A 12,579-nucleotide genomic window follows, 5' to 3' on the forward strand; every position below is an offset into this window, starting at 1 on the left:
AGCGAGACGGCGACACGCAGCGCCAGCAGCAGATCGTCCAGGTCAGGCCTCGACGTTCTCGAGGATGCGGGTGATGCGCACGGCGTAGTCCTGGTCGACCACGACCACCTCGCCGTGCCCGATGATCCGGCCGTTCAGTTTGAGATCGGCCGGAGCACCCGCGGCACGGTCGAGTTCCACGATGCGGCCGGGCTCGAGGTCGATCACGTCGCGCACCGCCATGCGGGTGCGCCCGATCTCGACCGTGAGCTCCATCTCGACGCCCGCGATGCGGTGCAGTCGCCGCTCGGAGAGCCCTGCAGAGGATGCGGGGGCGCGTGTGATCCGCACGGCGAGGCGACCCACCGTGCGCTCGGCGGTGTCGCGCAGGTCGAACACCTGGGTGAGGGGATGGGCCAGCAGCGCCGAGGCGTCGCCGACGGCCGGCTCGCCGAGCACCCCGGGGCCGAGTGCGCCGGCGGCGGCGTCGAGCGCGTCGTGCAGTCGTGCCGGAAGCGCCGCGTCCGCCAGGCCGTCGACGAGGGCGTCGGGGTGGAAGAGCTGGACGGCCAGGTCCGCGCTCGCCTCGCCCACGTAGGTGACGACGACGGCATCCGCGGTGTCGCCCGACGCCTGCGAGGCGTGTGCGACGACGGGATCGGGCGTCGGCAGGCGGGCGGCGAAGGCGGCCGCGATGGCGGACTCGTAGGCGGTGGTGCTGGTCACGCGGACTCCTCGGCGAACTGGGGATCGGGGACGGTGGCGGTGATCACGCAGGCGAGCCGGGCGCCGCTGGTGCCGGCGGCCGCAGCTCCCACGGGCTGATCCCCGATGACCAGGTCGAGCGGACGGTCGACGGCGTGCGGGATCGTGAGGACGTCGCCGACGGCGAGGTCGAGCACCTCGCCGGGACGGATGGTCCGCGGAGCCAGCCGCAGGACGAGCTCCACCGGGGCCTCCTCCACCTGCCGCCGCATGAGTCCGGGCGTGGCCGCGGACGGCGACGAGCCGTGCGGCTCCAGGCGGTCCAGGACCGTGGCCGCCGGAAGCACCACGCTCGCCTCGACCGTGCGGCCGCCCTGCCGCAGCGAGAAGCGCGCAACGACGACGAGCTCGCCGGCGGACGCCACCTGGGCGAACTGGGAGCTGAACTGGATGCCGGTGACCGACACCCGCGCCGGGACCACGCCGCCCAGCGCGTGCGTGAGGTTCTCCAGCGCCTCGTCCGCGAGGGGGCGCAGCAGCGCCTGCTCCAAGGGCGTCAGCACCCGGTCCTCGGGGGTGTCGGTGGGCCGGCCGCCGACCATCTGCACGATCCACGACGCGGCGGCCGACAGCGGGAACTGGATCACCGCGCTGCCCGCCGGGTCCGGCAGCGCGCACACGACCATGGTCGTCGTCGCGGGCAGCGAATCGGCGTACTCGTCGTACGTCTGCATCGACACCGACTCGAGGGAGACCTGCGCGCGCCCGCGGATGCGTGCGGACAGCTGAGCCGCCCATTGCCGCGCGAACGTCTCGAATGCGAGCGCGAGCATCCGCGCGTGCTCGCGCGACAGCGCCGCGGGTCTGCCGAAGTCGTAGAGCTCGACCTCGGCGACCGTCGCGCGCGCGGAAGAAGGCACGGAGACGTGCGCGCTGTCCTCGATCACCACGAACCCGACTATCGGGCGGCGATGGACGCGCGTAAGGGAGCGGGGTGCCCCGCTGTCGTCGATCTCGTCAGCGTGCTGACGCTGAGGCCACCACGGTGGGCAGCAGCTGACGCACCTCCTCTTCGGCCTCCGAGAGGATCACGATGTCGACGCGGCGATTCTGGGCGAGCTCGGCGTCGCCCGCCCCCGCCGCGACGGGCCGGGTGTCGCCGTAGCCGACCGACTGCACACGGGTGCCGTCGACGCCCGCGCTCTCGACGAGGAAGCGCAGCACCTGCGTGGAACGCCCCGCCGAGAGCTCCCAGTTGGTCGGAAACGGCGCGACGGGAGTGCGGCTGTCGGCGTGGCCCTCGACGGAGATCTCGTTCGGCTGCGCCGCGAGGATGCCTCCCATCGCGCCGAGCACCGCACGCGCCTGGTCGCTGAGCTCGGTGCTGTTGGTGCCGAAGAAGGTCTCGCCGCTGACGAGCCCGACCGTGAGCCCGCGCTCGTCGATCGTGAACGTGACCGCCGTCCCCAGCCCCTGGGCGTCGAGGGCGTCCTGCAGGCGCACGCGCAGCTCCGACAGCTGGTCGAACTCGGACTCGGCCTCGGTGAGGTGGACCGCCGTGAAGCCTTCCCCCTTCTCGTCGAGCAGCTCCTCGGGCACGACCACGCCTTCCGAGGCGTCCGTCGTGTCCGAGACCTCGGCGCCGAAGCCGGTCGCCAGGGACGCCCGGAGGGCCTCGAACTTCTCCTGGTCGACGGTCGACATCGCGAACATGACGATGAACATGCACATGAGCACCGTGATCATGTCGAGGTACGACGCCATCCAGCGCTCGTCGGGCCCGTCGTGTCCGTGCGACGCGGCGGCGCGCCCGCGCCGCGGCCGCACGCTCACGGGATCTGCTCCATCGCCGGCTCGTCGGTGCCCTTGCGGGCCGGCTTCTTCGGGGCGTCCGGGGCGAGGGCGCGCAGGCGCTCCTCGACCAGGTGCGGGGGACTGCCCGCCTGCACGGCGAGCATGCCCTCCATGAGCACGGTCATCCGATCGACCTCGAGCTCGGCGAGGCGCTGCAGGCGTCCGCCGATCGGGAGCCACAGGAAGTTCGCCGACAGGAGGCCCCACAGGGTGGCGACGAAGGCCGCGGCGATGAGGGGCCCCAGGGTGTCGGGCTTATCGAGCTGCTCGAGGACGTGGGTGAGCGACACGACGGTGCCGACGATGCCCACGGTCGGCGCGTAGCCGCCCATCAGGTTGTAGAACCGGGCGGCGGTGCGGTTGCGCGCCGCGACCGAGGCGATCTGATCCTCCATGATGATGCGGAGGTCCTCGGCGTCGGTGCCGTCGGCGATGTTCTGCAGGGCCTGGCGGAGGAACGGGTCCTTCTCGTCGGCCACTCCGCTCTCGAGGGCGAGAAGCCCCTCGGCGCGCGCCCTCTCGGCGTATCCGACGATCTTGTCGAGGAGGGGCCCGATCGAGGTGGCGCCGGCGCCTTTGAACGCGCGGGGCAGTGACTTGAACGCGTAGATCGCGTCGCTCACCGTGCCGCTGGCGATGCCGATCGCGATGGTCGCCCCGAACACCAGGATCATCGGGGCGGGGTGCAGGAGCGCCTCGACGTGGGCGCCCTCCATCGTGATCATCGCGTAGAGCGAGCCGAACGCCAGCACGATGCCCAGGATCAGTGCGATGTCCATCAGGAGGCCTCCTCCGGCTCACGCCAGTCGGACGCGGCCGCGAGGATGCGGGCGCGGAAGCGGACGACGTTCTCGATGACGTCGTCCATCGACTCGGTGACGACGAACCTGGCCCCGTCCACCATGACGAGGGTCGTGTCGGGCGCCGCCTGGATCCTCTCGATGAGGTCAGGATTCACGGCGAACCGGGTGCGGTTCAGGCGCGTGAGGACGATCATGGGCTTCCATCCTGGAAATTCCGGCTCCGTCGTGGCGAAGCCAGACGGCCCGTCCTGGACCGTCGAAGGGGACTGTCGGCATCCGGCCGCGTCGCGTTAGGCGCGGCCGGATGCCGGCGCGGATCAGCGCTTGAGGTTCGTCAGCTCCTGGAGCACCTCGTCGCTGGTGGTGATGATGCGGGCGTTGGCCTGGAAGCCGCGCTGCGCCACGATCAGGTTGGTGAACTCCTGCGACAGGTCGACGTTCGACATCTCCAGCGATCCGCTGATGATGTCGCCCATGCCGTCAGCCCCTGCCGTCCCGATGGTGGGCTGGCCGGAGTTGACGCTGGGACGGTACTGGGACGACCCCGCCTTCTCGAGGCCGCCGGGGTTCAGGAAGCCGGCGAGCGCGATACGGGCGAGCACGGCGGACTCGCCGTTGCTGAACGTCCCGACGAGGCTGCCGTCGTCCGACAGCGCGTAGGAGCTGAGCGAGCCGGCGGGCTTGCCGTCCTGCCCGGTGATGGCGACCGTGCTCACGTCGGCGTAGCCGGTGATCGCCGACAGATCGACGGTGACCCCGCCCGAGACCAGCGACGACGCGCCGGGCTGACGGCCGTCGGTGAAGGTGAGGGATGCTGCGCCCCCGGCGCCGTCGGCGACATCCCAGCCGCCCGCGGTGCGGGTGAACGTGAGCCGCAGCATGGACGAACCGCCCTCGGCGTCGTACACCTTGATGTCGCGGACGAGCTGTCCGCCGACGGCGGTCTCCGAGGGCAGGTTGCCGGTGACGCGCGCGGAGGTCGTGGCGGTCGCCGGTACGGTCGCGCCCACGGGCAGGACGATGTCGCCGAGTCCCTGTCCGGGGGTGATGACACCGTTCTGAGCGGTCCAGCCCTGGACGAGCGCACCGTCGGCGGTGACGAGGCGGCCGCTGGTGTCGAACGAGAAGCCGCCGTTGCGGGTGTAGAGCGTTTCGGCCCCGGAGCGCACGATGAAGAAGCCGTCTCCGGCGATCATCAGATCGGTCGGCACGCCGGTGGCCTGCGGGGCGCCCTGCGCGAAGTTGGTGCTCACACCGGCCACCTGGACGCCGAGGCCGACCTGCGCGGGGTTGGAGCCGCCGGCGTTCTGCTGCGGCAGGGTCGAGTTGCGGATGAGCTGCGACAGCGAGTCCTGGAACTGGGCGGCCGACGCCTTGAACCCGGTGGTGTTGACGTTGGCGATGTTGTTGCCGGTGACGTCGAGCATGGTCTGGTGCGAGCGCAGGCCTGAGATGCCGGCGTACAGGGAACGGAGCATGATCGTGCCTTTCTGGAGGGTCAGGAGGGGAGGGAGATGCCGGCGACGGCGTCGAGCGGCACGGCGACGTCGCCGATCTGGACGAGGGGGACGGCGCCGGTGAACGACACCGACGTGACGACGCCGGTGCGGGTGGCGCCGGTCTCGTCGATGTACTGCGCCTCGCGCCCGACGAGGGCGGCCGCGGTCTGGCGCATGCCCAGCGCGAAACTCTCGGTCGAGGTGCTCGCGAGCGCCGTGAGCTGCTCCATCGACGCGAGCTGCGTGGTCTGGGCGAGCATCTCGTTCGTGTTCATCGGCGAGCTCGGGTCCTGGTTGGACAGCTGGGCGACGAGCAGCTTCAGGAACACTTCGGAGTCGAGCGTGGTCTTGCGCTCGGCAGCGGGGACGGTGCTCCCGGTCTGCAGGCCGGTGGCGGTGATGGGTGGGATGGCGGTCATGTGTCCTCCGGTTCAGGCGTAGACGTCGATGCCGTCGGCGGGTGGGGCGGCGGGCTGCTCGGCGGGCGCGGGCACCGCCTGGCGTGCGGGGGGATCCTGTCGCCCCGCCCCGCCGCGTGCGGACGAGGACGTGTCGCCGCCGCCAGAGGCCTGCGGGTGCGTCGACCCCGACGACCCCGACGACCCGGCCGAGCCTGAGCCGGCGTCCTGCGCGGCGACCGACAGCGACGCGTGCGGGGCGGCGGCGGCGAGGTCCCGGCGCAGGTCGGCCAGCACCGCGCGCAGCGCGTCGCGGCCGACGTCCGACGGAGCGTGCAGCTCGATGTGGATCGCGCCGCCGCTGATGTGCGCCCGCACGGTCACCGGCCCGAGCGACTCGGGCGCGACCGTGAGGGTGAGCCGATGCTCGCCGTCGGCGCTGCGCGCGAGCGCCATCACGGGATCCGACAGCTGGTGCCGAAGCGGCGGGGCGGTCGTGCCGGTTCCGTTCGGTGCGGCCGCTGCCTCCGGGACGAGGGTGAGCGGCGCCGCGACGGGCTGGCCGACCGGGGGCGGCGGGGTGCCGACGGGTGCGGACGACAGCGTTCCGGCGGGAGGGACGGATGCTGTGTCCCGCCCCGGATCCGCAGCAGCGGCGGGCGCGGTGGCCGGGGTCGCGATGGACGTCGTCGACGCGGTCACGGCGGCGGCCGTCGCCGGGCCGGTCGCCATGATCGGCGCTGGCGACGAATCCGCCGGCTCAAGGGTGGCTGCTGCCCCGGACACCGTGTCGAGGGCGATCGCGGAGTCGGCCGCCTGCGGGAGAGCGTCGGCCGGAGGCGCGGTCGTGCGGGTGTCCGCGGAGGTCGTCGTCGCGGGGCCGGCCGCGAAGAGCGCGGCGAACGCGCTCCCCAGGGCCGCGGACGGTGGGCGCTCGGCATCTGAGGCTGGCGGCGTCGTCGAAGCCGTCGGCGTCGCGTGCGCTCCGGCATCCGGCGGCACCACGATCGCCGCGCTCGGGCCCGAGGCGACTCCGGCGGCGGGCGCCGGCGCGGCACTGTCTGCGTCCGGCAGGGGGGCATCGTCATGCGGGCCGGCCGCTGCGCCGAGCGACGGCGGAGGCACCGCGAGGGTGAGTACCGCCGCGCCGGTCGCGCCGGCGGCCGCGGGCGGCGCCGGGGCCGCAGCATCCGTTCCGTCATCGTCGGTGAGCGGGCCGTCCCCCTGCGTGTTCGAGGCTCGCGCCTCCTCCACCGCACCCGCGAATGCGACCGCGCTGGCGGGGGATCCCTCGCGCCCACGGGGCGCGGCGGGCGCGCTGGGGGAGAGGCCGAACCCCTCGATGAGGCCGGTCAGGGTCACGGCGTCTTCTCCCCTCGGGTGCGCGTGGCGATCTCGTCGAGCTCCAGCTGTTCCGCCCGGAGCTCGCCGGCCAGCGCGCGGGCCGCGTGGGCGTCCGCGAGTCGCTCGAGGCCGCGCACCTCTTTGCGCGCGGACTCGTGCTCGTCCCGTGCCTCGTGCAATGCCGCCTGACGCAGCTCTCCGAGCGAATCGAGGTCGGCCAGCAGCGAGCGGCCGGCCACCCGGGCGGCGGCGAGGGCCGCGAGCGAGCGCACGTCGGCCGCGTCCGAGCCGGTGACGGCCAGCGCCGCACGCAGCTGCCGGTCGCGCGACGCGGTCTGCTCGGCTTCGATGGACGCGCGGGACAGACGCTGCGCCGCCGCGCGCTCCTGGATCCCACGCACGCGCAGGAGTCCGGCGAGAGAGAACTCGCGGGTCATGCCGCACCTCCGAACGCCGACACCAGTTCCTCCAGGCGTCGCCAGGAATCCTCAGCAGCGGCGACCGCGTCGAGGGGCTGGGTGAGGAAGGCCGAGATCGCGGCCTCGTTCGCGATCGCCGCGTCCACCCGGGGGTTCGCGCCGGGCTGGTAGGCCCCGATATCGACGAGATCCCGCGCGGCGTGCCGTGCCGCGAGGACCGCGCGCAGGCTCGATGCCATCCGCCGCTGCGGGGAGCTGGTGACCTTGCCGGCCACACGCGAGACCGACGCGAGCACGTCGATCGCGGGGTGGTGTCCCGAGTGGGCGAGCGCGCGGTCGAGGACGATGTGGCCGTCGAGGATCGAGCGGACGGCGTCGGCGATCGGCTCGTTGTGGTCGTCGCCGTCCACGAGCACCGTGTAGATCCCGGTGACCGATCCCCCGCTGTCGGTGCCGGCACGTTCGAGCAGACCGGCCAGCAGCGAGAACGTCGAGGGCGGGTACCCGCGGGTCGCGGGAGGCTCTCCCGCCGACAGGCCGATCTCGCGCTGCGCCATCGCCACACGCGTGAGCGAGTCCATCATCAGCACGGCGTGGGCGCCGGCGTCCCGGAAGGACTCCGCGATCCGCGTCGCCGTCGAAGCCGCGCGCAGCCGGGCCATCGCCGGCTGGTCCGACGTCGACACGACCACCACGGAGCGCGCGAGGCCCTCGGGCCCGAGGTCGTCCTCGATGAATTCACGCACTTCGCGGGCACGCTCGCCGACGAGCGCGATCACGCTGACCTCGGCCTCGGTGCCGCGGGCGATCATCGACAGCAGCGACGACTTGCCGACCCCCGACCCGGCGAACAGGCCGACGCGCTGGCCGCGCGCGACGGTCACGAGCGAATCGATGGCGCGCACCCCCGTCGGCAGGGGAACCGTGATGCGGTCCCTGCCCATGATGGGCGGCGGCTCGTGCTCCAGTGTGACGCGCGGCGCCGCGATCGGCCCCTTGCCGTCGATCGGCTCGCCGAGACCGTCGAGCACGCGTCCGAGCACGGCGCTGCCGACCGGGACGCGCAGACGCGCGCCGAGGGTGCGGGCGGTGCTTCCGACGGTGAGCCCTGCCGCGGGGCCGAGGGGCATGCAGCGCAGTCCGTCGCGCCCGGCGGCGACGACCTCCGCGCGGATGCCGTCCCCGATCACGAGGATGTCGCCGACGGCTCCGGTGAGCCCGCGCACGGCGACACCGAGGCCCTGAATCTGGGAGACCCGGCCGACGCGCTCGGGCCGCGCGGCATCGAGGACAGCGCTCCAGCGGCTCATGCCCCTGCCTCCAGGCTGTCGCGGGCGCGATCGAGAGCGGATCGGATGCGGGCGTCCACGAGACCGTCGGCGAGCACGACGATCGCATCGCCGCGGGAGAGCGATGCATCGCCGGCGAGGGCGATGCCCTGCGGGCACTGACCCAGCCGCTCGAGGGTGCTGAGATCCTCGGGATGGACCCGCACCTCTCGCATCTCGTCCTCGTCGGCGGTCAGTGTGGCTCGCCGCAGCGCCGCGGTCGCCGAGTCCTCTCCGCTCGCGAGTTCGCCGGAGAGGATCAGCCCGGCGAGCTCGACGGCGCGCGCGAACACCTGCTGCTGAGTGGCCGCGGTCAGATCCGCCGTCCGGCGCGAGAGCGCGAGCGCCGCATCCTCCAGGGCCTGCAGCGCCAGGTCGATGTCGCGCGCGTGCTCGGCATCGCGCGCGGCGCGCTCGGCGTCGGCGCGCTCCTGGGCCTCGGCAGCGGCCACCGCGGCGATGCGGTAGCCCTCGGCATGGCCGTCGGCGTAGCCCCGGACGCGCGCGAGCTCGCGCTCGGCCTCCGCGCCCGCGGGCTGCAGGCGCGGGAAGCTCGCCGGTGCGAAGGTGTCAGTAGACATACTCGTCCTCGTCCGATCGCTGCACGGTGATGTCGCCGGATGCCTCGAGCGCACGGATCGTGCGGACGATCTCGGCACGCGCCTCCTCGACCTGCGACATGCGCGCCGGTCCCAGCGACTGCGTCTCCTGGTCGAGGTTCTCGCGGTTGCGTTCCGAGACGTTGCGTCGGATGACGTCCACGATGGCCTGGTTCGCCCCCTTGAGAGCGAGGGCGAGGGCGCGGATGTCGGTGCCGCGAAGCACCCGCTGCGCATCGCGGTCCTCGAGCTTGACGATGTCGTTGAACGTGAACATGCGCGAGCGGATGTCCTCCGCGAGCGCGCTGTCCCGTGCCTCGATGCTCTCCAGCAGTGCCTTCTCGATGCCGGCGTCGGAGCGATTGATGATCTCGACCAGCGGTTCGACGCCGCCGAGGGTCTCGGGGGCCTTGCGTGAGGCGAAGACCCCGGTGCGCGTGCGCAGCGTGTCGGCGACGATGGCGATCGCCTCCTGGGTCGCGGTGCCCATCGTCGCGATCGCCTGTGCGACGTCGGTCCGGGCCGAGTCGGGGAGCTCCGCGAGGACGGCGGCCGCGCGGTCGGCCGGAAGATGTGCGAGCACGAGCGCGACCGTCTGGGGCAGTTCGCCGTCGAGGAGCGTCGCCAGCTGCTCCGGCTCGGCGTCGCTCAGGAAGTCGAACGACGGGCCTGCGCCGTTGCTCGCGCGACCGAGCACCGCGGAGGCGCGCTCCGCGCCGAGCGAGGCTTCGAGCAGCCCCGCGGCGACATCGCGGCCGCCGCGCGCCGGCGGGAGCTGCCCCGCCGCTATCCGCTGGAAGGCGCCGAGCGCTCCCGCCGTCGTGGCGGCGTCCAGCTCGTGCAGCGCGATGATCTCCGCGGCGACGGCCTCGGCCTCCGCCTCCGACAGATGCCGCATCACCTCGACCGCTTGCGCGCGGTCGAGGTTCATGAGCACGACCGCAGCGGTCTGCCGGTCCGTCAGGGCGCTCATACGCGCTGCCCGACGTCGATGAGGCCGCTGAGCAGCTCGGCGGTGCGCTTCGGGTCGGCGCGCGTGAGGGCGTCGAGCTCGGCGCGGCGGCGCTGGAGGCTGATCTGAGCCGGCTCGGGGTCGGGCTCGGGCTCGAGGGCGAGCGGCGCCGCGGGCTCGGTGTCGAAGACATCGAGCGACAGCGGCACCGTCGGCGCCGCCACGGTCAGCGCGGCCGTCTCGGCGCCGGCGATGGCCGACAGCGGTGCGGGACGCTCGCCGAACAGCCGGTCGAACTCGGCTGCGGGGCTGGCGCGACGCCGCGCGCGGACGATGAGCGCCACGACGCCGACCATGAGCGGGATGGCGATGGCCGCCGCGATGACGGCCGCACGCAGCAGCTCGCCGAGGCGCTCGGCGTCCGCTGCCTCCTTGGCGGCCTCCAGCGCGGCCTGGGCGGCGTCGGCGTCGGCGCGGCCGAACTCGACGAGCTCGACGGCGACGACGTCGCCGCGGGCGTCGTCGATGCCGGCTGCGGCGTTGATCAACTCGGTGAGCTTCGCGGCGCCGACCGCGCCGCCGGCGCCGGAGTCGACGGCGACGGAGACCGACTGCCGGGTCAGCCCACCCGCCGGCGTGGTGCGGCTCTCCACCGTCTTGTTGACGGTGTTGTTGAGCGTCTGCTCGGTCGACTCGTACGTGGAGCCCTCAGTGGTGTCCGGTACCGCGATGTTGTCAGGGCCGAGTACCCCGGCGTCGCCACCGCTGCCGTTGCGGGTCTCGGTGCGCGTCTGCTCCGACACGGGGGGAGCGCCCTCGGCCGGCGTGTAGGTCTCGTCCAGGCGCTCGCTGACCGAGCGGTCGATCTCGGCGACGACCGTGACCGTGGAATTGCCGGTGCCGACGACCGAGTCGAGCATCTGCTGCACGCTGGCGGCCACCCGCGCCTCGTATTCGCTCGCCTGCCGATCGGCGCCGCCGGCGACGTCCAGCCCGGCGGCGGAGAGGGTGCGACCCGCCTGGTCGACCACCGTGACGTCGCTCGCCTCCATGCCGCTGACCGACGCCGAGGTGAGGTGGACGATCGCCTCGACCTGCGTGGGCGACAGCGTCGTGCCGTTGCGCGTCTCGACGAAGACCGACGCGGTGGGCGCGACCGTCTCCGAGACGAAGACGCTCTCCTCAGGGATCGCCAGCTGCACGGATGCGGCGGTGACGCCGTCGAGAGACGAGATCGTCGCGGCGAGCTCTCCCTCGATGGCCCGCTTGTAGGTGACCGACTGCTGGAACTCGGATGTCGTCACGCCCATGTCGTCGAGCAGCGAGTACCCCTCCGAGCCCTCGCCGGGCAGCCCCGATGCGGCGGCGGCCAGGCGCTGGTCGTAGACCTGCTCCTCGGGAACCATGACGGTCGCGCCGCCGTCGGCCAGCTCGTACGGCACCGACGCGGAGCGCAGCTGCTCGACCACGGCGTTCGCGTCGGCGGCGCTCAGCCCCGAGAACAGCGGGGTGTAGGTGGGCCGGCTCAGCCAGCTCGACAGCGCGAAGATCCCGAGCACCACGGCGGCCACGCCGATGACCGCGAAGGTCCGCTGCGGGATGGTGAAGCCCGCGATGACGTCCCGGATCCGCTGGAACGCCTTGGCGACAGGCTGGGGCATCAGGCCTGCATCCTCATGATCTCGTTGAACGCGTCCACGCCCTTGTTGCGCACGGCCGCGACGAGCTCGAGGGTGACCGCAGCGCGGGTCGACGCGATCATCGCCGAGTGGATGTCGTTCAGGTCACCGGTGACGGCGGCGACGCCGAGCGTCTCGGACTGCGACTGCAGGGCGCGCAGGTCGTCGACCGCGCGGGCCATGCTGCTCGCGAACCCGGAGCCGTCGGTGGCGGCGGGCGCCGTGGGCGCCGCCTGCTGTGCGAACGCGGCGAGGACCCCCTCGACGCGGGATACGGCCTCCATCAGCTGCGTCCGATCTGCAGCGCCGCCTCGTAGGCGTTGCGCGCGCGGTCCACGACGCCGGCGCTGGCCTGGTAGCCGCGCTGCGCCAGGATGAGCTGGCTCATCTGCGAGCCGAAGTCGATGTCGGGCATGCGCACGTAGCCGTTCTCGTCCGCCAGCGGGTGATCGGGCTGGTGCACGAGCCGGCCCTCCGCATCACCGAGCGCCGTCCCCGCGACGTACACACCGGGGGACCGGGAGCCCTCCTCCACGAGCACGTACCGTTCCCGGAACGCCTCGTCTCCCGGTGCCACGGCGGTGTTGAGATTGGCGATGTTGTCGCTCAGCGCGTCGAGCCACTTGCGGTGCACGGTGAGGCCCGTGCCGGCGATGCCGATGGCGTCGAAGGTCATGACGTCCTCATCGCCGTGCGCACCGACGAGAACGACCCGTTGATCGCCTGCGAGGCGAACTGGTACCGCAGCACGGTGTCGATGCTCGAGAGCGTCTCGGTGTCGAGGTTGACGTTGTTGCCGTCCAGTCGCGTCGGCTCGAGGGATTCCGAGACGGTGGGCGTCACGCGGCCGGAACCGCCTGAGACGGCCGATGCGAGGGCCTCCTCGAACGCGACCCGCTTGGCGTGATAGCCCGGCGTGTTGATGTTGGCGATGTTGTCGGCGATGGCGCGCTGGCGCAGCGAGAGGCCGTCGAGCGCGCTGGTCAGCGCGGCGATGCTCACAGAATCGAACACGAACCC

The 12,579-nt window shown here is 72.9% G+C and carries 16 protein-coding genes; all 16 read right to left on the reverse strand.

All coding sequences use genetic code 11. From position 1 onward, the window contains the following. Positions 1-42: 42 nt before the first annotated feature. Positions 43-705 carry a FliM/FliN family flagellar motor switch protein gene (locus ACFC1I_RS18465; RefSeq protein WP_376012743.1) on the reverse strand — a complete coding sequence of 221 codons (663 nt, stop codon included), beginning with the start codon at positions 703-705 and terminating at the stop codon, positions 43-45. After that, on the reverse strand, positions 702-1,634 hold the full coding sequence (locus ACFC1I_RS18470) for a flagellar motor switch protein FliM (protein ID WP_376012746.1): 933 nt from the start codon (positions 1,632-1,634) through the stop codon (positions 702-704). The genes ACFC1I_RS18465 and ACFC1I_RS18470 overlap by 4 nt, the downstream gene beginning before the upstream one ends. Positions 1,635-1,701: 67 nt before the next feature. Then, a complete protein-coding gene (locus ACFC1I_RS18475) occupies positions 1,702-2,517 on the reverse strand; it encodes a flagellar motor protein MotB (protein WP_376012749.1) in 816 nt (271 codons plus the stop codon). Continuing rightward, positions 2,514-3,317 carry a motility protein A gene (locus ACFC1I_RS18480; RefSeq protein WP_376012752.1) on the reverse strand — a complete coding sequence of 268 codons (804 nt, stop codon included), beginning with the start codon at positions 3,315-3,317 and terminating at the stop codon, positions 2,514-2,516. Before ACFC1I_RS18480 ends, ACFC1I_RS18475 begins: the two co-directional genes overlap by 4 nt. After that, positions 3,317-3,535: a flagellar FlbD family protein gene (locus ACFC1I_RS18485; protein ID WP_376012755.1), complete on the reverse strand. Its 219-nt coding sequence runs from the start codon at positions 3,533-3,535 to the stop codon at positions 3,317-3,319. Before ACFC1I_RS18485 ends, ACFC1I_RS18480 begins: the two co-directional genes overlap by 1 nt. A gap of 123 nt (positions 3,536-3,658) precedes the next feature. Then, positions 3,659-4,819: a flagellar hook protein FlgE gene (locus ACFC1I_RS18490; protein WP_376012758.1), complete on the reverse strand. Its 1,161-nt coding sequence runs from the start codon at positions 4,817-4,819 to the stop codon at positions 3,659-3,661. Between the two features lie 20 nt (positions 4,820-4,839). Then, the gene (locus tag ACFC1I_RS18495; RefSeq protein ID WP_376012761.1) at positions 4,840-5,259 is read right to left on the reverse strand and encodes a flagellar hook assembly protein FlgD; all 420 of its coding nucleotides are present in this window, start codon (positions 5,257-5,259) and stop codon (positions 4,840-4,842) included. Positions 5,260-5,271: 12 nt separating this feature from the next. Continuing rightward, the gene (locus ACFC1I_RS18500; protein ID WP_376012764.1) at positions 5,272-6,600 is read right to left on the reverse strand and encodes a flagellar hook-length control protein FliK; all 1,329 of its coding nucleotides are present in this window, start codon (positions 6,598-6,600) and stop codon (positions 5,272-5,274) included. Next, positions 6,597-7,019: a hypothetical protein gene (locus ACFC1I_RS18505; RefSeq protein WP_376012766.1), complete on the reverse strand. Its 423-nt coding sequence runs from the start codon at positions 7,017-7,019 to the stop codon at positions 6,597-6,599. Before ACFC1I_RS18505 ends, ACFC1I_RS18500 begins: the two co-directional genes overlap by 4 nt. Continuing rightward, positions 7,016-8,311: a FliI/YscN family ATPase gene (locus tag ACFC1I_RS18510; protein ID WP_376012769.1), complete on the reverse strand. Its 1,296-nt coding sequence runs from the start codon at positions 8,309-8,311 to the stop codon at positions 7,016-7,018. The genes ACFC1I_RS18505 and ACFC1I_RS18510 overlap by 4 nt, the downstream gene beginning before the upstream one ends. Next, entirely contained in the window at positions 8,308-8,910 is a 603-nt protein-coding gene (locus ACFC1I_RS18515; RefSeq protein WP_376012771.1) for a FliH/SctL family protein, read from the reverse strand. Before ACFC1I_RS18515 ends, ACFC1I_RS18510 begins: the two co-directional genes overlap by 4 nt. Continuing rightward, positions 8,900-9,901 carry a flagellar motor switch protein FliG gene (gene fliG, locus ACFC1I_RS18520; protein ID WP_376012774.1) on the reverse strand — a complete coding sequence of 334 codons (1,002 nt, stop codon included), beginning with the start codon at positions 9,899-9,901 and terminating at the stop codon, positions 8,900-8,902. Before fliG ends, ACFC1I_RS18515 begins: the two co-directional genes overlap by 11 nt. Then, entirely contained in the window at positions 9,898-11,541 is a 1,644-nt protein-coding gene (gene fliF, locus ACFC1I_RS18525; protein WP_376012776.1) for a flagellar basal-body MS-ring/collar protein FliF, read from the reverse strand. Before fliF ends, fliG begins: the two co-directional genes overlap by 4 nt. Further along, entirely contained in the window at positions 11,541-11,843 is a 303-nt protein-coding gene (gene fliE / locus ACFC1I_RS18530) for a flagellar hook-basal body complex protein FliE (RefSeq protein WP_376012779.1), read from the reverse strand. The genes fliF and fliE overlap by 1 nt, the downstream gene beginning before the upstream one ends. Beyond that, positions 11,843-12,235: a flagellar basal body rod protein FlgC gene (locus ACFC1I_RS18535; protein ID WP_376012781.1), complete on the reverse strand. Its 393-nt coding sequence runs from the start codon at positions 12,233-12,235 to the stop codon at positions 11,843-11,845. The genes fliE and ACFC1I_RS18535 overlap by 1 nt, the downstream gene beginning before the upstream one ends. Further along, positions 12,232-12,573, reverse strand: a complete 342-nt coding sequence (locus ACFC1I_RS18540; RefSeq protein WP_376012784.1) for a flagellar basal body rod protein FlgB — start codon at positions 12,571-12,573, stop codon at positions 12,232-12,234. Before ACFC1I_RS18540 ends, ACFC1I_RS18535 begins: the two co-directional genes overlap by 4 nt. Positions 12,574-12,579 lie beyond the last annotated feature (6 nt).

It is taken from the genome of Microbacterium sp. NPDC056044 (genome assembly GCF_042267145.1).
GTDB lineage: Bacteria > Actinomycetota > Actinomycetes > Actinomycetales > Microbacteriaceae > Microbacterium.